An 18,875-nucleotide genomic window follows, 5' to 3' on the forward strand; every position below is an offset into this window, starting at 1 on the left:
ATTTTAAAAGAAATTAAGCTTCTTGCTGGCGGAATTTTACCGTTGAAGGAGCCACCCCAAAGGTATGGTCTTTGATCAATTCAGGTGCTTCAATTTGTAAACCAATTTTAATGATCGCCAAATGATGCACTGCATGATCGTGTAAAAAGGTGATTTCACGGCCCAGGGACGAGGGATATTCGGGACGGGTTGCGTCGTTTTGAATGGAAAAATCTCCACGCACCTTTACCGGGGTGTATTCCTCAAGCGTCAACAAGTATTCCAGTTCCTGGCCAAAAGCGGTCATGGCAAACAATGGGTCCTGTTCTATGCGCACATCGCGGTCGCGTTGGGCGTAGTCCACGGTTTGCTGGGCTGCTCCACGAGCCAGGCAACGAAAAAAGTCGTAAATGTGCCGAAAGTGCTGGCCAATCGAAGATCCATTGTAAATGGCCAAAGGAGCTTTGTAGAGCTGGTCCTCGATCCTGGTCAGAATGCCATTGATTTGGTTGACGATGTTGATGATGCCTTCTTTTCCGTTCATTTTTGTGTCATATCTCCATGGATGAATCCATGGGTTGAGTTAGTATGGTGGCCTCCCACGGATGAATCCGTGGGTTGGCTGGGTAAGTTGAAGATCAAGGCTATACGCACAAATCTAATAAACCTCATTCCTAGCAGACTTCAGCGTATTGATCAGCAAGGCGACTACGGTCAATTGGCCCACACCACCGGGTACTGGGGTAATCCAGGCGACCTTGGGTGCAACTGCTGCATAATCTACATCTCCTACGAGTTTATAACCCGATTTGGATGTTGGATCTTCCACCCGATTGATGCCTACATCGATGATGACTGCGCCTTCTTTAACCATATCTCCCTTGACAAATTCCGGTGCTCCGATGGCAGCAATCAGAATATCGGCTTTGCGGGTATGGGCAGCCAAGTCAGCTGTACGGCTGTGGCAAACCGTAACCGTCGCATCGCCTGGATACCCTTTGCGTGACAACAAAATGCTGATCGGGGTTCCTACAATGTTGCTGCGGCCCAACACCACGACTTCTTTACCCGAAGTTGGAATCTCGTAACGCTTTAAAATCTCCAGAATTCCCATCGGGGTAGCTGGCAAATAACAAGGAAGTCCTTGCGCCATCCTTCCAAAATTGACGGGATGGAAGCCATCTACATCCTTGCGTGGCTCAATGGCTAAAGTGACCTTGTGCTCATCAATGTGCTTAGGCAGTGGCAATTGTACGATGAATCCATCAACTGAATTGTCGCCGTTGAGCTGTTCTACAATTTCTAGCAATTCTTTTTCCGAAGTGTCCGCTGGACGATGAATCAAAGTGGATAAAAAACCTACTTCTTCACAAGAGCGGACCTTGTTGCGCACATAAGCTTGACTGGCTGGATTGTCACCGATCAATACCGCGACCAAATGGGGAATTTTGCCGCCTTGAGTTTTGATTTGATCTACTTCTTTGCGGAGCTCCGCCTTAATCGTTTGGGCCAATTGTTTCCCGTCGAGAATTGCCATTGTTGATGATTGATTTAAAAATTCAAAGGTACAAGTCTTCATGCGAAGGAGTTCCTTTGGGGCAATAAAAAATAATCAGCTTTGAGAAAAATTACTTTAATCCCCACTGCCTTATATTGGAGCCAAAATCGATTTTATCATGCAATCCAGAAGAAAATTCATCCAACAAGCAGGTTTGTTGAGCACTGGGGTTTTGTTGAGTCAAACCCCTGCCTGGGCCTGGAATAACTATAGCTTTGAAAGCAAACGCCCTGCGCCAGGTGACCGCAAATTCAGTAGCGCGGCGGTCGAAGCAACCATCGATCGTTTAAAAAAACAAATCGCTGACCCGGAACTGGCCTGGTTGTTTGAAAACTGTTTTCCCAATACGCTGGATACCACCGTTGAATTTGAAATCATCGATGGCAAACCCGATACCTATGTCATCACTGGAGACATTGATGCCATGTGGCTACGCGACAGTACCGCGCAGGTTTGGCCTTATTTACCTTTGATCAAAGAAGACAAACCACTGCGAGAGTTGATCGCTGGTGTCATCAATCGCCAAAAAAAATGCATCATCCTCGATCCTTATGCCAACGCTTTTTATAAGGATGTGAACAAGGAAAGTGAATGGAAAAAGGATTATACCACCATGAAACCGGGCATCCACGAGCGCAAATGGGAGATCGACTCCTTGTGCTACCCCATTCGCCTGGCTTACCACTACCACAAAACAACTGGAGACACCAGTGTTTTTGATGCCGATTGGGTACGGACTATCGAATTGACGCTGCAAACCTTCAAAGAGCAACAACGCAAGGATGGCAATGGCCCTTATACTTTCCAGCGCAATACTTATTGGGCTACCGATGGCGTGCCACTTTCCGGTTATGGGTATCCGGTGAAGCCGGTGGGTTTGATTTGTTCGGTGTTCCGGCCTAGCGATGACGCGACCATTTATCCTTTCCTGATTCCGGCGAACTTCTTTGCGGTGGTTTCCTTGCGTCAGGCTGCTGAATTGTTGAATAAGGTGCTCAACAATACCGCCCTCGCCTTGAAATGTACGGCTTTGGCGATGGAGGTTGAAAAAGCACTGCAACAACACGCCATCATCAACCACCAAACCTACGGGCGCTTGTACGCCTATGAAGTCAATGGCTATGGTAGTTTCAATTTGATGGATGATGCTAATGTTCCAAGCCTTTTGTCCCTACCCTATCTGGGTGCGGTTAAAAATACCGATGTGGTGTACCAAAATACGCGGAAGTACTTGTTGTCGACCAATAACCCTTTCTTCTTCAAAGGTAAGGCGGCCGAGGGCATCGGTGGGCCACACGCGGGGATGAACATGATTTGGCCATTGAGCATCACCATGCGGGGTTTGACCTCGACCAATGCGGCTGAGGTAACGCAATGCCTGCACAACCTGAAGGCTACACACGGGGGCACAGGGTTCATGCACGAGGCTTTCCACAAGGATGATGCGACCAATTTTACGCGGAAGTGGTTTGCCTGGGCGAATACGCTATTTGGTGAGTTGGTGATGGATACGAGTGCTAAGTATCCGGCGATTTTGGCGATGAAGGAGGTGTAAATACTAGGCTTTTGGCAAGTTGATAATCAAGGACTTGTGCACGAATCCAGAACCCCTTCCCGAAAGTTTTAGACTTTCGGGAAGGTAAAGCAGTGCTGCGTTGCTCGACCTCCCCGAAAGTCTAAAACTTTCGGGGAGGAGTCTTAGATGTTACATAATATGCCTATTATTTGCCTAATAATCAAAACATAACCGGTTTACTATTGCTTCACCAGCCCCATTTCCCCCGCCTTTTCCAGCATCAACCCGTATGCTGCCTCAAACTCATTCGGAATCACCCCATCGAGAATGGCTTCCCTTACGTAGTTTTTGATGTCGCCCACCTCACGTGAAGGGCCGATTCCAAAGGTTTCCATGATGATTTCACCCGTAATCGGTGGCTGCCAATTGCGAAGTTGATCCCGTTCTTCCACCACTTGCAGGCGCTGGCGCACCAACTCATAGTTTTCGAGGTATTTTTTGACTTTATCGGGGTTTTTGGAGGTGATGTCCGCTTCACAAAGCAGCATCAGGTCTTCCAGGTCATCATCCGCATCTACCAACAAACGGCGCATGGCGGAGTCGGTGATTTCTTCTTTGGTCAAACTGATGGGGCGCAAGTGCAGGCGAACCAGCTTTTGCACATATTTCATCTTGTGATCCATCGGCAGTCGGAAACGGCGGAAGATGGTCGGCACCATATTGGCGCCTAGCGTTTCATGCCCATGAAAGGTCCAACCTTGTTCTGGATGAAAACGTTTAGTGGGTGGTTTCGCGATATCGTGCAGAATGGCCGACCAACGCAACCAAAGGTTTTCGGTTTTTTTGCTCAGGTTATCCAGCACTTGCAATGTGTGATAAAAATTATCCTTGTGCCCCCGGCCATTGCGGATTTCCACGCCGTGTAAGGCAGTCATTTCTGGAAAAATGATGTGCAACAAACCTGAATCGAACAGGAGTTTGAAGCCTACCGAAGGTTTGGGAGCCTGAATGATTTTGTTCAGCTCTATCGCAATCCGTTCTGCAGAAATGATTTTGATGCGTTCCTTGTAGACGCTGATCGCTTTGAAGGTAGCGGGTTCGATAGCGAAATCGAGTTGAGTGGCAAAACGAATGGCTCGCATCATTCGCAATGGATCGTCGGAAAAGGTTTTTCCAGGGTCTAAAGGGGTGCGAATGATTTTTCGTTCCAAATCGCCTAGCCCATCAAAAGGATCAATGATGTTGCCAAAATCTGGTTCATTCAAGCTAACGGCCAGGGCGTTGATGGTGAAATCACGGCGGTTCTGATCGTCTTCCAGCGAACCGTTTTCCACCGCCGGTTTGCGCGAATCGTGGCGATAGGATTCTTTCCGCGCCCCCACAAACTCCACTTCCAGATCGCGGTGTTTGATCATGGCCGTACCAAAACGTTGGAAAACCGCAATCCGAGGCACCGGGTGCAATTCACCAGCTACCCTCTCCGCGAGTTCGATACCACTGCCTACACATACGATGTCGATGTCTTTGGACGCACGCGCCAACAAGCGGTCGCGTACATATCCACCTACGACATAGGCAGGCACCTGCATCTTTGCTGCTGCATAGCTTACGATCTCCAGGATCTTGCGTTCGTTATCTTGAATCTTAAAGACCACTACTTTTCAGGTTAAAATACCGATTCAGCCTCAACTGCGCTGTACTGATCTTCCAATCGGTCGAGTATTTCAAATAAAATCGCAGGCGTTTCTTCGGTGACCAATTGGCCCCGAAATTCCTTGATACCCGGAAATCCACGGAAGTAATTGGTGTAATGCCGGCGCATTTCTACCACGCCCAGTTTGGCCCCCTTCCAATCAATGGAATGTTGCAAGTGCTGGCGTACCGCATCGACCCGCTCGTGAATATCGGGTGGAGCTAAAAGCTCACCAGTTGCGAAATAATGCTTGATTTCACGGAAAATCCAGGGATAACCAATGGAAGCCCGACCAATCATAATGCCATCAACCCCGTACCGATCGCGGTATTCTTTGGCTTTTTGGGGGGTATCAATATCTCCATTGCCAAAAATGGGGATGTGGATCCGTGGGTTGTTTTTAACCTTGGCGATCCAGCTCCAATCGGATTCACCCTTGTACATCTGCACACGGGTACGCGCATGAATGGACAAGGCTTTAATGCCAATGTCTTGTAGTCGCTCTGCGACATCTTCAATAAAAATGGTATTGGAATCCCAACCCAAGCGGGTTTTTACAGTGACGGGTAGATTGGTGGATTTGACCACCGCTTCGGTCAGTTCCACCATTTTTTTGACATCGCGCAGGATACCTGCGCCTGCCATTTTGCAGACCACTTTTTGTACTGGGCAGCCGTAATTGATGTCCAGTACTTCGGGCTTTGCTGCTTCGACAATTTCGGCAGCACGCATCATGGAGTCCAATTCTGCGCCGAAGATTTGTACACCAATCGGCCGCTCTTCGTCGTAGATGTCCAATTTTTGCAAACTTTTGGTCGCGTCCCGAATCAAACCCTCAACGGAGATGAACTCGGTGTACATCATATCTGCACCTTGCTTTTTGCACAAAGCCCGGAAAGGTGGATCACTCACATCTTCCATGGGTGCTAAAAGCAGGGGGAATTCTCCCAATTCAACTTGCGCAATTTTTACCATATCCCTTTTGTGCATTAGAAGTGCCGCAAAAATAGATTGATTTAACCAATCGGACTTCAAAAAAATTCCAATTTGTGGAATTAAATCGGCTTTTTGCTTAAAATCCTGTTAATTGTAGTGAGGATAAACACCTGGGGCTTTACTTTTGTGTTTTCTTTGTTCTACCCCACCCCACGTGGGATATAACCCTAATTTTTCACAAGTAGTCAGAAAATGTATAAATCCTTTGCTAGTCCTGTTTTAATCGCTATCCTATTCCTGTTGCTGGGTTGTTCGCCTTATCGCCAACGTGATTTGGTTGGAGGATGGCAGGCTGTTGCTATTTCACAAGAAGGTGATACCCTTCAAATTGATCCCAAAGTGGTACAATTTACCTTTAACAAAAATGAAGGGTATACGTTCAAAAGTACCCTCAACTACCACGAATCTGGCACTTATTATATCCTGAACAAGCGGCTGTTTACCATGGATACCCTCAATCGGGCTTCTACAGAAAAAGCAGTAGAAATCCTGATGCTGACTCCCGATTCCCTACACCTCAAAATGAGTGATGCGGGCAAAGACCGTTTGATGAAATTGGTTAAACAGAAATAATCAACGCTGAGATCCAGCGCTGGATCAGCACCTCACCATTTTTTTCTTTTTACCGATGGCGCCCTTTTCTTGAATCTTGTAAATGTATTCTCCGGCGTCGGGTACTTTACAGGAGGTTCCACCCATGTCTACAAAGACCGTACCAATGGATTCGGATAGTTCAATACAGGATTCGGTCATTTCCGGGAATTGTGAGCCAACCATAATCATAAAACCATTCATGGTGTAGCGCACCCGGTTTTGAGCCTGGTGGATGTTTTTTTTCACCCGATCCAATAGTTGTTGGTACAAAGCCAGGTCTAATTCGGCATTGGGCTTCAATTGAGCCCAATAAGACAAGATGGCCCAACCCGCCGAGGCAATGGTTTCCTCTGGTGATTCGATCCATTCCAAACCCAATTCCAGGCCATGTGGCGATTCTGCAGCCACCCAGGCTACGGTGTAATCGTGGATCATGTACCAGTAGGCACCCTTAACCCAATGACGCAAATCGTCTTTGCTGATTTTTTTTTCATCTACGATCAGTCCCGCAAGGTACATGGCATCGGAGTTGCCAGTATTGTAAAGATCCAGCGCCAGTTGGTACTCCTTTTTAAGCTTGAGTTCTTTGATGATGGTTTTCATATCGCCCACTTTTACACCATAAAAAGGCTCTCGGGCACCGTGTTTCATCAAGGTGTTTTTAGTGGTAGGGCTGTTGTACTTTTCCAGCGATTGCATGACTTCGTTGACAGTAGGCATGGTTTTGGGTATTTGTGGCAGGATGTTTTTTATACCAGGCACCAAAATAAAAATAAAAATTTATAAAAACAAAAAACAAACACTTTTAATTGTTTCGAATTTCAATTTCTTTTCCACTGGCTACATTACTTTTGAGTCAAGATCAAGACCATGAAAACGGCAGTACTCATCATCGACGACGAAATCAAACTCCGCAGTTTGCTTGCCCGCCTTTTGCAACTGGAGGATTATGAAGTAAGTGAGGCAGGTGATTGCCAATCCGGGCTCAAAAAACTGGCCCAGCAAGATTTCCCCGTGGTTCTTTGTGACGTCAAACTACCCGACGGCAATGGCGTAGACCTTACTGCCGAAATCAAACAAAAATACCCCCTCACCGAAGTCATTTTACTTACCGCTTACGGCAACATTCCCGATGGGGTAAAAGCCATCAAAAATGGCGCTTTTGACTATTTGGTAAAAGGCGACGACAACAACCGCATCATTACCTTGTTGGCTCAAGCTACCGAGAAAGCCTTAGTTGCGAGGGCTCATTCCAGTTCCCCTGCTCCGGCCAAAGTGCCCCTTGATTTTCAACAGGTCATTGGTCAATCTCCGGCTATTCAAAAAGCCATAGCGCTCGCCCGGAAAGTCGCCCCCACCAATGCCAGCATTTTATTGACTGGAGAAACGGGCACGGGCAAAGACGTTTTTGCCCAGGCCATCCACCAGGCTAGTTTGCGCAAAGGCAAAACGTTTGTTGCCCTCAATTGCGCTGCATTTTCCAGAGAAATCATTGAAAGTGAATTATTTGGGCACAAAGCTGGGGCCTTCACCGGAGCGATAAAAGACAAAAAAGGTTTATTGGAAGAGGCGCACGAAGGCACGCTCTTTTTAGATGAGATTGGTGAAATGCCGCTGGAGTTGCAGACCAAATTGCTGCGGGTGCTCGAAAATGGAGAATTCCTGAAAATTGGCCAAACCAAAACCCAAAAAGTGGATGTCCGCATCATTGCCGCCACCAACCGCAACCTGGAACAAGACGGCAACAATGGGCAGTTCAGGATTGATTTGTACTACCGCCTGGCCACTTTTGCCATTCATTTGCCTTCTTTGAACGAAAGGCTGGAAGATATTCCCTTGCTGGTGAAGCATTTTATGGATCAGTTCAGCCAAAAGCTCAATAAAAAAATCAGCAGCACCCATCCGGATTTTTTAAAAGCCTTGCAGCAGCACCAATGGCGAGGCAATATCCGCGAGTTGCGCAATACCATTGAGCGCGCTTGTATCTTGAGTGAGACATCACAACTGGAAAGTGATACCCTACCCTGGGATTTTTTGCATCAAGCCAATAGCGGCACCACTGGGGTCTTGTCTTTGAAGGAGGTAGAAAAACGGCACATCTCACGGATGCTGGAACATACCCACGGCAATAAGACCCAAACTGCGGAGTTACTGGGCATTGGATTGACTACATTGTATGCCAAGATCAAAGAGTATCAATTGTAAGGTTAAAATTTAGCCCCGCTCCGTGGCAAACTTTTCCTAAGGCCGGGGCGTTAAGTTTTTTAGACCCGCCTCTATCAGGATCGTACCCAAGGCTTAAACAAACGTTTTTGACGATTATCCAGGCATTTCCCACACTCAAACATGACGTTGAGCTGTGGGTTCACCATTGTTTAACTGCAACAAACGTATCGTATTTATGAATTCACTATGGACCAAAATAATCCTTAACACCACCCTACGCAAAAAGAAACTGAGCAAATACAGCAATTATGTACTCGCCAAAGGCCTAAAGCAGTTTCAAATTTTATTCAAACGCCGCCTCATTCAGCTCTTTTTGTTGAGTATGGGGGTTTTGTCGGCAGGCTTTGGCTTGAAAGGTTTTTTATTGCCCAATCATTTCATCGATGGAGGGGCGGTCGGGATATCTTTGCTGATTTCCGAAATCACCGATTGGCCCCTTTCGCTGTTGTTGCTCCTGGTCAATATTCCTTTTGTCCTGCTGGGGTTACGCACCATTGGCCTTGATTTTGCGGTCAAAACAGCCATTGGCATAGTCGCCTTGGCGCTTGCAGTTGAGGTGATTCCTTATCCACAAATAACGGAAGATAAATTGTTGGTCTCGGTCTTTGGTGGTTTTTTCCTGGGGGCCGGGATTGGGCTTTCAATGCGCGGCGGCGGCGTGATCGATGGAACTGAAGTGCTCGCGCTCAACATCAGCAAACGCTCCGGGCTTTCGGTCGGTGATTTGATCTTGATTTTCAACATCATCATCTTTTCGGTTGCGGCTTACTTGCTGTCCATCGAAACGGCCCTGTACTCCATTTTGACTTACCTGGCAGCCTCCAAAACAGTTGATTTTATTGTAGAAGGGATCGAAGAATATACCGGGGTGACCATCATTTCTCCCAAATCCGAAGATATCCGCCAAATGATCATCCACGACATTGGCCGGGGGGTAACCATCTACAAAGGTGAACGTGGCTTTGGTAGAACGGGCCACCGTGACAGTGAAATCGACATCATTTTTACCGTCATAACCCGCCTGGAATTGAGCAACCTAAAAGCGGAAATTGAAAAGATTGATCCCAATGCGTTTATTTTGATGCATAGCATTAATGATACGAAGGGGGGGATGATTAAGAAGCGGCCGCTGCATTAAGAATTTCAACAAATCAATTATGTTAAAAAAAATTTGCACAAGTGCAAAGAGGGCTTTATATTTGCAAAATAATAGTATTACTATCATAAATGATTTTAGAGGCTATCTACACAAAAGCAATACTATCTAACTCTAAAATCAATATTTATGTACAATCAATTTGTGACAAAGCTATTGCGTTGCTGCCTGTTGGCCATTCTGGTGTTCAGTTTTTCTTGCCAACCTGATGATAAAGAGGAAAGTAGTTCAAAACCTACCGCCGACTTTTCAGCAGAATTGCCTCAGGAATGGATGACCCAGGCCTACAACTCAGTCAAAAGAACCGGACTATTTGCGCTTGATGCTTCGCGCGTTTATGCTTACACTGCCATTACCATGTATGAATCAATGGTACATGGTATGCCTGGCTACCGCTCACTGGAAGGTCAGCTCAATGGACTGACCAACCTTCCCAAACCTGATCCCAACAAGCGTTATGATTGGGGTATTGTAATTTGCCATGCAACTCCTCAAGTTATTGCAGAGCTTACCCCCAACATTTCAGCAGGGACGGTGTTTTCGCTCCAAGCTACGGCAGATCGGCAAGCCGATAATTTGGTTCTGCAAAATGGCCTGGATCAGGAAGTAATGAAAAACTCCAAGGATTTTGCAGACCAACTCGCCTTAGCCATTCTTCAGTGGGCGGCGTCCGATGGGCGGGCCAGTGTCGGTAACAAAAATTACACTGAACGTTCCAGAGTAGGCAATCCTCAATTCTGGACCGGAGCCACCCTGAGTCAGCAGTATATGCTTCCCTATTGGTGGGAAAGCCGCCCATTGGCCATTGAGCGTGCACAGGTTTGTCAACCCGCTGCACCTTATGAATACAGCACAGATCCTAATAGTGCTTACTACAAGGACGTCAAAGAAGTGCTGGACGCTTCTTTTGACCCGGCAAAGGTAGAAATTGGTAGGTATTGGGCCAATAACCCTGGAGTTTCAGGATCTCCCGCAGGATCGTGGATTGGAATAGCCAATCAATTGGTTGATCAATTTGATATGGATATCCAGACTACCCTGAAAATGTATGTTCTTTTGGCGTGCAGTACTCGTGATGGATTCATTTCTTGCTGGTATAGCAAGTATACTTATAACCTTCAACGCCCGGTTACCTACATTCGGGAAGTAATCAATCAACAAAACTGGGCTTCTCCAGTCCCTACCCCACCCTATCCCGACTATACCTCAGGAACCTCGGTAAATGCGGGTGCGTCATCGCGTATTTTGACCCATCTGTTTGGCAGCCGCAGTTTTACGGATGCTCAGCATACCGACAAGGGTTTTGCACCACGAAAATTCAACAACTTCCGGGATGCAGGAACCGAGGCATTCCATTCCCGGATTTATGGTGGTGTTCACATGCGCCGGGCTTGTGAAGAAGGCTTCAAGCAAGGTACCTGTATTGCAGATCTACTCATCGAAAAAATCAAGTTCGAACAAAAATAATTTCTTATAGGATAAATTTGGTGGGCACCTCAATTGGGGTGCCTTTTTTATTTCCGCCTTGTTCTTTTCCATTTCCGCATACCCTTTTCCATTTCTGCATGGTTTTATGCTGCCAACTTCTTTCTAAAAATCCACATCTCACTGATTTTCAAATTAAAAATCGCCTACCAATTTTTCGGCACCAATTTTGGCATTACTGTTGCGTATCAAAATCCAAACGTATGGACACGCTCATTGCAGCAGCATTATTGATTGCGGGCTTGATTTGTTTCGCCCTCTTTTTCTGGGTCACCGACCGATTTGATCACATCTAAACCAGGACCATGTTCAGCGCACTATTCATCCTTTGTTTGCTGGTGTTTGGGTACCTCATTTATGTACTATTACGGCCAGAAAAATTCTAATCCTTCAATTAAAAACCAATGAATACCAACTTACTTGGCGTGCTGGCCACCTTGACCCTGAGCGTAGGGCTGGCCATTCCCTTGGGTCGCTACCTGGCCAAAGTTTATCAGGGTGAGCGAGTCTGGACCGATTTTTTAAATCCGCTGGAACGTTTGATGTACCGCCTGGGCGGCGTAAATCCCGGCGAAGAAATGGGCTGGCAACGCTTCATCCGGGCATTGTTGACCATCAATATGTTGTGGTTTATTTTTGCTTTCCTGGTGTTGTTTCTACAAGGCATCTTGCCACTCAACCCCGACGGAAATGCTAGTATGACGCCCGATTTGGCCTTCAATACGGCCATCAGTTTTGTCGTCAATTGTAACCTGCAACACTATTCCGGCGAATCGGGACTTACCTACCTCACTCAAACGGGCGTCATTATGTTCCTGCAATTTGTGAGCGCAGCGACCGGGATGGCCGCCCTGGCGGGAGTCTACAGAGCCATGCAAGAAAAGCAGTCGAACACCATCGGCAATTTTTACGTGTACTTCGTACAAAGCATCACTCGGGTCTTATTACCCCTCTCAATTGTACTGGCTATCGTGCTGGTCGCCTTTGGCACACCCATGACTTTTGATGGAAAAATAAACCTAACTACCCTCCAAGGTGTACCCCAAAGCATTTCCCAAGGCCCGGCCGCTGCCATGATTGCCATCAAACAGTTGGGAACCAATGGTGGCGGTTTTTTTGGGGTCAATTCGGCGCACCCACTGGAAAACCCAAATTTCCTCAGCAACATCCTGCAAACCGTTTCCATTTTACTCATCCCCATGGCGATGGTATTTGCACTGGGTTATTACCTGCGGCGGCGGCGCCTGGCCTGGGTGATTTTTGGGGTGATGTCGATTGGCTTTTTGAGCTTTGTAGTCGGTACCATTCGTGCGGAAACGGCTGGTAACCCAGCCATCAGCGCCCTGGGCATTGACCAAAACTTGGGCAGCATGGAAGGCAAAGAAATCCGCCTGGGAGCCGAAGCCTCCGCGCTTTGGGGGATCGCCACCACGGCCACTTCCAATGGTTCGGTGAACGCCATGCACGACAGCATGACGCCCTTCAGCGGTTTTCTGCAAATGCTGGACATGATGATCAACGCCCTTTATGGCGGCGTGGGGGTGGGATTGCTCAACTACTACATTTTTATCATCGTCGCCGTGTTCATCAGTGGGTTGATGGTAGGACGTACACCGGAATTGCTGGGCAAAAAGGTAGAAATCCGCGAGATGAAAATCGCCACCCTGATCACCTTGTTGCACCCATTTTTGATTCTGGCGGGCACAGCCTTAAGCAGCTATTTGGTGGTGCATCATTCGGACTTGGCCTGGGCGGTGAAACCCGGCAACTGGTTGAACAACCCTGGCGATCACGGTTTCAGCGAAATGTTGTACGAATACACTTCTGCTTCGGCCAACAACGGCAGTGGCTTTGAGGGGCTGGGCGACAACAATTTTTTCTGGAATTTCAGCACGGGTATTGTGCTCATTCTGGGACGTTTTTTGCCGATTATTGGCCCGGTCGCTATCGCAGGTTTGTTGGCTCAAAAGCAATACATCCCGGAAAGTTCGGGTACGCTGCGGGTGGATACGCCGACGTTTGGGGTGATGACTTTCGCGGTGATTTTTATTGTTGCGGCTTTGTCTTTCTTCCCTGCTTTGGCACTGGGGCCGCTGGCTGAGTATTTTTCCATGTATTAACTCACGTTGCGCAGTAAGCAGCTCCGCTGCTTGTTTTTGTAACCGCGACGACGCGACGGCGCGACGTTACGTGTGCTTCGCACACCTATACGTCGTTTTACGTCGCTCATTTGGCGCAGCCAAATGAACCGTCGCGCCGTCGCGGTTATATAAAAGCAGCGAAGCTGCAACCATGTAATGTGAGATACTAATCTAAACAAAATGTCAATCGATAAAAAAAGCACTTCCCTCTTTGCCGCCGAGCTCGTCCGCCCGGCCTTGGTGGAAGCCTTTCGCAAGCTCAATCCTGTGTTGCTTTACCGCAACCCCGTCATGTTCACCGTAGAACTCGGCACAGCCATTATGCTCGTCATGACCATCTACACTCTGCTCAGTGGCGACAGCAGCCAAGGTGGTTTTGGCTACAACCTAGTCGTCTTCATCGTCCTATTTCTGACGGTTTTGTTCGCCAATTTTGCCGAAGCCATCGCCGAAGCACGTGGCAAAGCCCAGGCCGAATCCCTGCGCAAAACCCGGGAGGACACGCCCGCCAAAGTACTGCGCAATGGCAAACAGGAAGTGATCAGTTCATCAGCCCTCAAAAAAGGAGATGTTTTTATCTGCGAAGCAGGGGACATCATCCCGATGGATGGCGAGATCATTGAAGGCCTGGCTACCATTGACGAATCGGCCATTACCGGGGAATCTGCACCCGTAATCCGCGAAGCCGGGGGCGATAAAAGCAGCGTTACCGGGGGCACCAAAGTACTTTCCGACCGTATCAAGGTAGAAGTCACCACCCAGCCTGGCGAATCCTTTTTGGACAAAATGATCGCCCTGGTGGAAGGCGCCTCCCGCCAAAAGACGCCCAATGAGATTGCGCTGACCGTATTGCTGGCTGGCTTCACCCTGATCTTCATCATGGTTTGTGTGACCCTGAAACCGTTTGGGGATTATGCGGGAGCGCCCATCACCGTGGCAGCATTTGTGGCGCTATTTGTGTGTTTGATCCCCACCACCATCGGAGGTTTGTTGTCGGCCATTGGTGTAGCGGGAATGGATCGGGCCCTGCGGGCAAATGTGATCACCAAATCGGGTAAAGCCGTAGAAACTGCGGGCGACATCGATGTACTGCTTTTGGACAAAACCGGGACCATCACCATTGGTAACCGCAAAGCAACCCGTTTTTATGCTGCACCGGGTGTGCATCAAAATGACTTCATCCAGGCTTGTGTGCTCAGCTCCCTGGCGGATGATACCCCTGAAGGCAAAAGTATCCTGGAATTGGCTGGCGAGCAGGTCGTCAAAAACGCCAGCATTACGGGGGCACAATTGATCAAGTTTACGGCCGAAACCCGGACCAGTGGGGTCATTTTGAGCGATCAAACCGACATCCGCAAGGGAGCACAAGATGCCATTTTGCGCCTGGTGCAACAAGCAGGAAACACCTTCCCCTCAGAGACCAGCCAAGCGGTCAAAGACATCTCCAGCAATGGCGGAACCCCGCTGGTAGTCGCCCAAAACGGTCAAGTGCAAGGTGTCATTGAATTGCAAGACATCATCAAACCCGGCATCCGCGAACGTTTTGAACGCCTGCGGCGCATGGGGGTCAAAACGGTGATGGTCACTGGAGACAACCCACTCACCGCCAAGTACATTGCCGAAAAAGCCGGAGTCGATGACTTCATCGCCGAAGCCAAGCCCGAAGACAAACTGGCCTACATCCGCCGTGAGCAAGCCGATGGCCGCCTGGTAGCCATGATGGGCGACGGTACCAACGACGCGCCAGCCCTGGCGCAAGCCGACGTAGGGGTAGCCATGAACAGCGGTACCCAAGCGGCCAAAGAAGCGGGCAACATGGTGGATCTGGACAATGACCCCACCAAACTCATCGAGGTGATTGAAATTGGCAAACAGTTGCTGATCACCCGGGGCACCCTGACCACCTTCAGCATCGCCAACGACGTGGCCAAGTATTTTGCCATCGTCCCGGCTTTGTTTATGGCTTCGTTACCAGCTTTGCAGTCGCTCAACATCATGAGATTGAACAGCCCGGAAAGTGCCATTTTGTCAGCGGTGATTTTTAACGCCATCATCATTCCGATGTTGATTCCGTTGGCATTGCGGGGGGTGGCTTATCGGCCGATTGGGGCGGAGGCCTTGCTGCGGCGCAATTTGTTGGTGTATGGTTTCGGTGGCGTGGTTTTGCCTTTTATCGGGATCAAGGTAATTGACCTCTTGGTTGCAATCTGGTTTTAATCATTTCCCAATAAAACCCCGAAGGGGTGAAATGATTATAGCAATTGATCAGGCGCCACCGTTTTCCAAGAGAAACCCCGAAGGGGTGGCATTTTTAAATTGTCTTTCAAGGAGTTATAATACCACCCCTTCGGGGTTTCTCTTGAAAAACACCAATTCATTGATTTTTTCTATAATCATTTCACCCCTTCGGGGTTTAAACTTTAACTTTACAATGAAACAAGATATTTTTCCAGCAATCCGGCTCACCCTGGTGAACCTAATTTTGGTCTCAGTATTGTATCCTCTACTCATCTGGGGTTTTGCCCAGTTCATTGGTCCGGCGCAGGGGAGAGCAGAATTGGTTTACCACAACGGCCAAGCCGTAGGCGCTGCTCTCGTTGGCCAAAACTTTAGCGAAGATCGCTATTTTTGGGGCCGTCCCTCCGCAGTGGATTACAACGCTGCCGGTTCGGCGGGCAGCAACAAAGGGCCTTCCAACCCTGATTACCTCGCACTTGTACAAAGCCGAATTGACAGTTTTTTGGTCCACAATCCTCAAGTGGCAAAAAAAGACATCCCTGCGGAGCTGGTCACTGCTTCCGGGAGTGGCCTTGACCCGGACATTTCCCCCTCCGCCGCAAAGATTCAAGTTGCCCGAATCAGTGCTGCACGGGGTATTCAGGCGCAACAGTTGGAGCAGCTGGTTGAGCAACACACTCAACAACCTTTACTAGGCTTATTCGGCCCTAAAAAGGTAAATGTGCTAACTTTGAACCTTGCACTAGATCAAATCAAATGAGTGTATGACAAAATCGGGGCAACGCAGCGTAGAGACGCACGGCCGTGCGTCTCTACAATCCGGCATCACCCGTTATGTTTTACGTTGACCCAATGTTGCCATGCATTTAAATCAAGTAGACCATGAAAACCAAATTAGTCCTTTTTTTGGCGATCTGTGGCATCGCCAACCTGTCCTCTGCACAAGATTCTACCACCACTGCTGCCCTGAAATTCAGCGCCTACGTTGAGGCCTACTACAGCAATGATTTGTCAAATCCCGCCGATCATTTGCGACCGGGATTTTTTTACAGCTACAATCGCCACAATGAAGTCGCCCTTAACCTGGGTTACCTCAAAGCAGCCTACACCACCGAGCGGGTACGCGGTAATCTGGCTTTGATGACGGGTACCTACGCCCAGTACAATCTGGCGGCAGAACCTGCCTTGCTCCAACACATTTATGAAGCCAATGCCGGGATCAAATTGTCAAAAAAACAAGATCTCTGGCTTGATTTGGGTGTTTTGCCTTCGCACATTGGGTTTGAAAGTGCAGTTGGAAAAGATTGTTGGGCACTGAGCCGGAGTTTGGCGGCAGAAAACTCGCCCTACTACGAAACTGGAGCACGACTGAGCTACAATTCCAGCGATGGCAAATGGTACGCTGCGGCATTGTTGCTCAATGGTTGGCAACGGATGACCAGAGTAGAAGGCATTCAAAGTGCCATTTTGGGTGCCCAACTCAGTTACAAACCCAACAGCAACATCACCTTGAACTGGAGCTCCTACCTGGGCGATGAAAGACCTGACAATCAAATTGTCAAACGCTTTTTCAACAACTTTTATGGCATTTTTAACCTCACCCCAAAGTTGGGTCTGATCACCGGATTTGACATCGGAATACAGGAAATTGACAATGAAGAGACGGGCACCTGGATTGCCCCCATTGCCATTTTGCGCTACAACATCAACGATCAATTCGCCATCGCGGGCCGGGCCGAATATTATGGGGACAAGGATGAAGTGATTGTAAGTTCACCCGGAAATGGCTTTGAAACGCTGGGCTTGTCGCTCAATCTGGATTACATGCCCGTTTCCAACGTTTCACTGCGTTTGGAAGGGCGCACTTTGTCGGGGCAGGGCGATTATTTTTTCAATCGGGACGGTCAACGCAGTTCCAGCAATACTTTTTTCACAACTGCACTGGCCTTAGCTTTTTAAAGGATGCAAGACGAACGCACTCAATTGGCTGATCAATACCTCGCCCAGCTCCGCAAGGCTGGGCGAGGCAAACTCAAAATCTACATTGGCATGAGTGCCGGGGTGGGCAAAACCTACCGTATGCTCCAGGAAGCCCGGCAAATGATGGAGCAGGGCATTCAGGTCGTGCTTGGTTTGGTGGTGACGCACGGGAGGAAAGAAACCGAGGCTTTGCTAAAAGATTTGCCCGTTCTGCCCCCCCGTGAAGTATTTTACAAAGGGAAAAAAATGACCGAGCTCGACCTGAATGCCATTCTGGTCTTGCATCCAACTTGGGTGGTGGTCGACGAACTCGCGCATTCCAATATCCCCGGGAGCAAAAATCCCAAACGATGGCAAGATGTCATGGAGTTACTAGCAGCGGGCATCAACGTGATAACGGCGGTGAACATCCAACACATCGAAAGCATCAACGACGAGGTATATCGAATTACCGGAGTTCAGGTGCAGGAGAGAGTGCCCGACGATTTTTTGCAAAAAGCCGACGAAGTCGTCAACATCGACCTGAGTGCCGAGGACCTGATTACCCGCTTGAAAGAGGGAAAAATTTACGATCCTGCCAAGGTGGAAACGGCGCTGCGCAATTTTTTTCAGCCCGAAAAAATCCTGCAATTGCGTGAATTGGCCCTCAAAGAAGTGGCCACCCAGGTGGAGCGCAAAGTAGAGCAAGAAGTGCCACGCAGTGTCAAGGTACGTCACGAACGGTTTTTAGCATGTATCAGCAGCAATGAGGCTACTGCCCGCAAGATCATCCGAAAAACAGCCCGGTTGGCGCGGTATTACCAAAGCAAATGGTTCGTTTTGTACGTCCAAACCCCCAATGAAAGCCTGGACAAAATCCCCCTGGACAAACAGCGCCACCTCATCAACAATTTCCAATTGGCGGTAGAGTTAGGCGCAGAAGTGCTCCAAGCTCAGGCCGCCAATCGTTTGAATCGCTGGCTGGTGCCGGTGGCGATTCCCCTCAAAGCCATCAACGTGGCCGTGCCCGACATTGGCAAAGCCATTTTGGAGGTGGTCAAAGAAAAACAAATCACCACCATTTGTATTGGCAAGCCACATCTTACTTTTTGGCAAATCGTCTTGCACACCGGCATTTTTAATCAATTGTTGCGAGCTTTAAAGGAAAATGAAGTGGATGTGGTAATTTTATCTTAAGCGTTTTGTAACTATTAAGCAGCCGCCTGCGGCGGAATTTTTTACCACAAAGACACAAAGGCGCAAAGGCGCAAAGTCGACATGCTTCAAAAATTTCCCTTCGCGTCTTTGTGCCTTTGTGCCTTTGTGCCTTTGTG

At 48.4% G+C, this 18,875-nt stretch carries 16 protein-coding genes; 11 read left to right on the forward strand and 5 right to left on the reverse strand.

Annotated features, from left to right (window positions below):
• Positions 1 to 13: 13 nt before the first annotated feature.
• Both ACO08K_RS27185 and folD read right to left on the reverse strand, forming a co-directional pair.
• Positions 14 to 523, reverse strand: coding sequence for a hypothetical protein (locus ACO08K_RS27185; protein WP_421799646.1), 510 nt, complete (start codon positions 521 to 523; stop codon positions 14 to 16).
• Between the two features lie 114 nt (positions 524 to 637).
• On the reverse strand, positions 638 to 1,516 hold the full coding sequence (gene folD / locus ACO08K_RS27190; RefSeq protein ID WP_421799647.1) for a bifunctional methylenetetrahydrofolate dehydrogenase/methenyltetrahydrofolate cyclohydrolase FolD: 879 nt from the start codon (positions 1,514 to 1,516) through the stop codon (positions 638 to 640).
• 139 nt (positions 1,517 to 1,655) lie between these two features.
• On the opposite strand from folD, the gene ACO08K_RS27195 reads away from it, so the two are divergent.
• The gene (locus tag ACO08K_RS27195) at positions 1,656 to 3,092 is read left to right on the forward strand and encodes a glycoside hydrolase family 125 protein (RefSeq protein WP_421799648.1); all 1,437 of its coding nucleotides are present in this window, start codon (positions 1,656 to 1,658) and stop codon (positions 3,090 to 3,092) included.
• A gap of 200 nt (positions 3,093 to 3,292) precedes the next feature.
• Here ACO08K_RS27195 and ACO08K_RS27200 read toward each other — a convergent pair whose 3' ends face one another.
• Both ACO08K_RS27200 and dusB read right to left on the reverse strand, forming a co-directional pair.
• On the reverse strand, positions 3,293 to 4,708 hold the full coding sequence (locus tag ACO08K_RS27200; RefSeq protein WP_421799649.1) for a CCA tRNA nucleotidyltransferase: 1,416 nt from the start codon (positions 4,706 to 4,708) through the stop codon (positions 3,293 to 3,295).
• Positions 4,709 to 4,719: 11 nt separating this feature from the next.
• The gene (gene dusB / locus ACO08K_RS27205) at positions 4,720 to 5,721 is read right to left on the reverse strand and encodes a tRNA dihydrouridine synthase DusB (RefSeq protein ID WP_373550368.1); all 1,002 of its coding nucleotides are present in this window, start codon (positions 5,719 to 5,721) and stop codon (positions 4,720 to 4,722) included.
• A gap of 213 nt (positions 5,722 to 5,934) precedes the next feature.
• Here dusB and ACO08K_RS27210 point away from each other — a divergent pair, with 213 nt between their 5' ends.
• Complete coding sequence (locus ACO08K_RS27210) at positions 5,935 to 6,315, forward strand: lipocalin family protein (RefSeq protein ID WP_421799650.1); 381 nt, start codon at positions 5,935 to 5,937, stop codon at positions 6,313 to 6,315.
• Positions 6,316 to 6,339: 24 nt separating this feature from the next.
• Here ACO08K_RS27210 and ACO08K_RS27215 read toward each other — a convergent pair whose 3' ends face one another.
• Positions 6,340 to 7,056, reverse strand: coding sequence for a DNA alkylation repair protein (locus ACO08K_RS27215; RefSeq protein WP_421799651.1), 717 nt, complete (start codon positions 7,054 to 7,056; stop codon positions 6,340 to 6,342).
• A 150-nt stretch (positions 7,057 to 7,206) separates the two neighbouring features.
• Between ACO08K_RS27215 and ACO08K_RS27220 the strand changes: the two genes are divergently transcribed.
• The 9 genes from ACO08K_RS27220 to ACO08K_RS27260 all read left to right on the forward strand — a co-directional run bounded on the left by ACO08K_RS27220 (position 7,207) and on the right by ACO08K_RS27260 (position 18,738).
• Positions 7,207 to 8,541 carry a sigma-54-dependent transcriptional regulator gene (locus tag ACO08K_RS27220; protein WP_421799652.1) on the forward strand — a complete coding sequence of 445 codons (1,335 nt, stop codon included), beginning with the start codon at positions 7,207 to 7,209 and terminating at the stop codon, positions 8,539 to 8,541.
• Positions 8,542 to 8,737: 196 nt separating this feature from the next.
• Positions 8,738 to 9,700 (forward strand): YitT family protein, encoded by a 963-nt coding sequence (locus ACO08K_RS27225; protein ID WP_421799653.1) that lies wholly within the window; start codon positions 8,738 to 8,740, stop codon positions 9,698 to 9,700.
• A gap of 147 nt (positions 9,701 to 9,847) precedes the next feature.
• Positions 9,848 to 11,185: a vanadium-dependent haloperoxidase gene (locus tag ACO08K_RS27230; RefSeq protein ID WP_421799654.1), complete on the forward strand. Its 1,338-nt coding sequence runs from the start codon at positions 9,848 to 9,850 to the stop codon at positions 11,183 to 11,185.
• Positions 11,186 to 11,508: 323 nt separating this feature from the next.
• Positions 11,509 to 11,589: a K(+)-transporting ATPase subunit F gene (gene kdpF, locus ACO08K_RS27235; protein WP_373550412.1), complete on the forward strand. Its 81-nt coding sequence runs from the start codon at positions 11,509 to 11,511 to the stop codon at positions 11,587 to 11,589.
• A gap of 18 nt (positions 11,590 to 11,607) precedes the next feature.
• The gene (gene kdpA, locus ACO08K_RS27240) at positions 11,608 to 13,323 is read left to right on the forward strand and encodes a potassium-transporting ATPase subunit KdpA (RefSeq protein ID WP_421799655.1); all 1,716 of its coding nucleotides are present in this window, start codon (positions 11,608 to 11,610) and stop codon (positions 13,321 to 13,323) included.
• Between the two features lie 201 nt (positions 13,324 to 13,524).
• A complete protein-coding gene (kdpB, locus tag ACO08K_RS27245; RefSeq protein ID WP_421799656.1) occupies positions 13,525 to 15,561 on the forward strand; it encodes a potassium-transporting ATPase subunit KdpB in 2,037 nt (678 codons plus the stop codon).
• 214 nt (positions 15,562 to 15,775) lie between these two features.
• Positions 15,776 to 16,342, forward strand: coding sequence for a K(+)-transporting ATPase subunit C (locus ACO08K_RS27250; RefSeq protein WP_421799657.1), 567 nt, complete (start codon positions 15,776 to 15,778; stop codon positions 16,340 to 16,342).
• Positions 16,343 to 16,464: 122 nt separating this feature from the next.
• Entirely contained in the window at positions 16,465 to 17,541 is a 1,077-nt protein-coding gene (locus ACO08K_RS27255; RefSeq protein ID WP_421799658.1) for a porin, read from the forward strand.
• 3 nt (positions 17,542 to 17,544) lie between these two features.
• Positions 17,545 to 18,738, forward strand: coding sequence for a sensor protein KdpD (locus ACO08K_RS27260; protein ID WP_421799659.1), 1,194 nt, complete (start codon positions 17,545 to 17,547; stop codon positions 18,736 to 18,738).
• Positions 18,739 to 18,875: the final 137 nt, after the last annotated feature.

It is taken from the genome of Haliscomenobacter sp. (assembly GCF_965225875.1).
Lineage (GTDB): Bacteria > Bacteroidota > Bacteroidia > Chitinophagales > Saprospiraceae > Haliscomenobacter.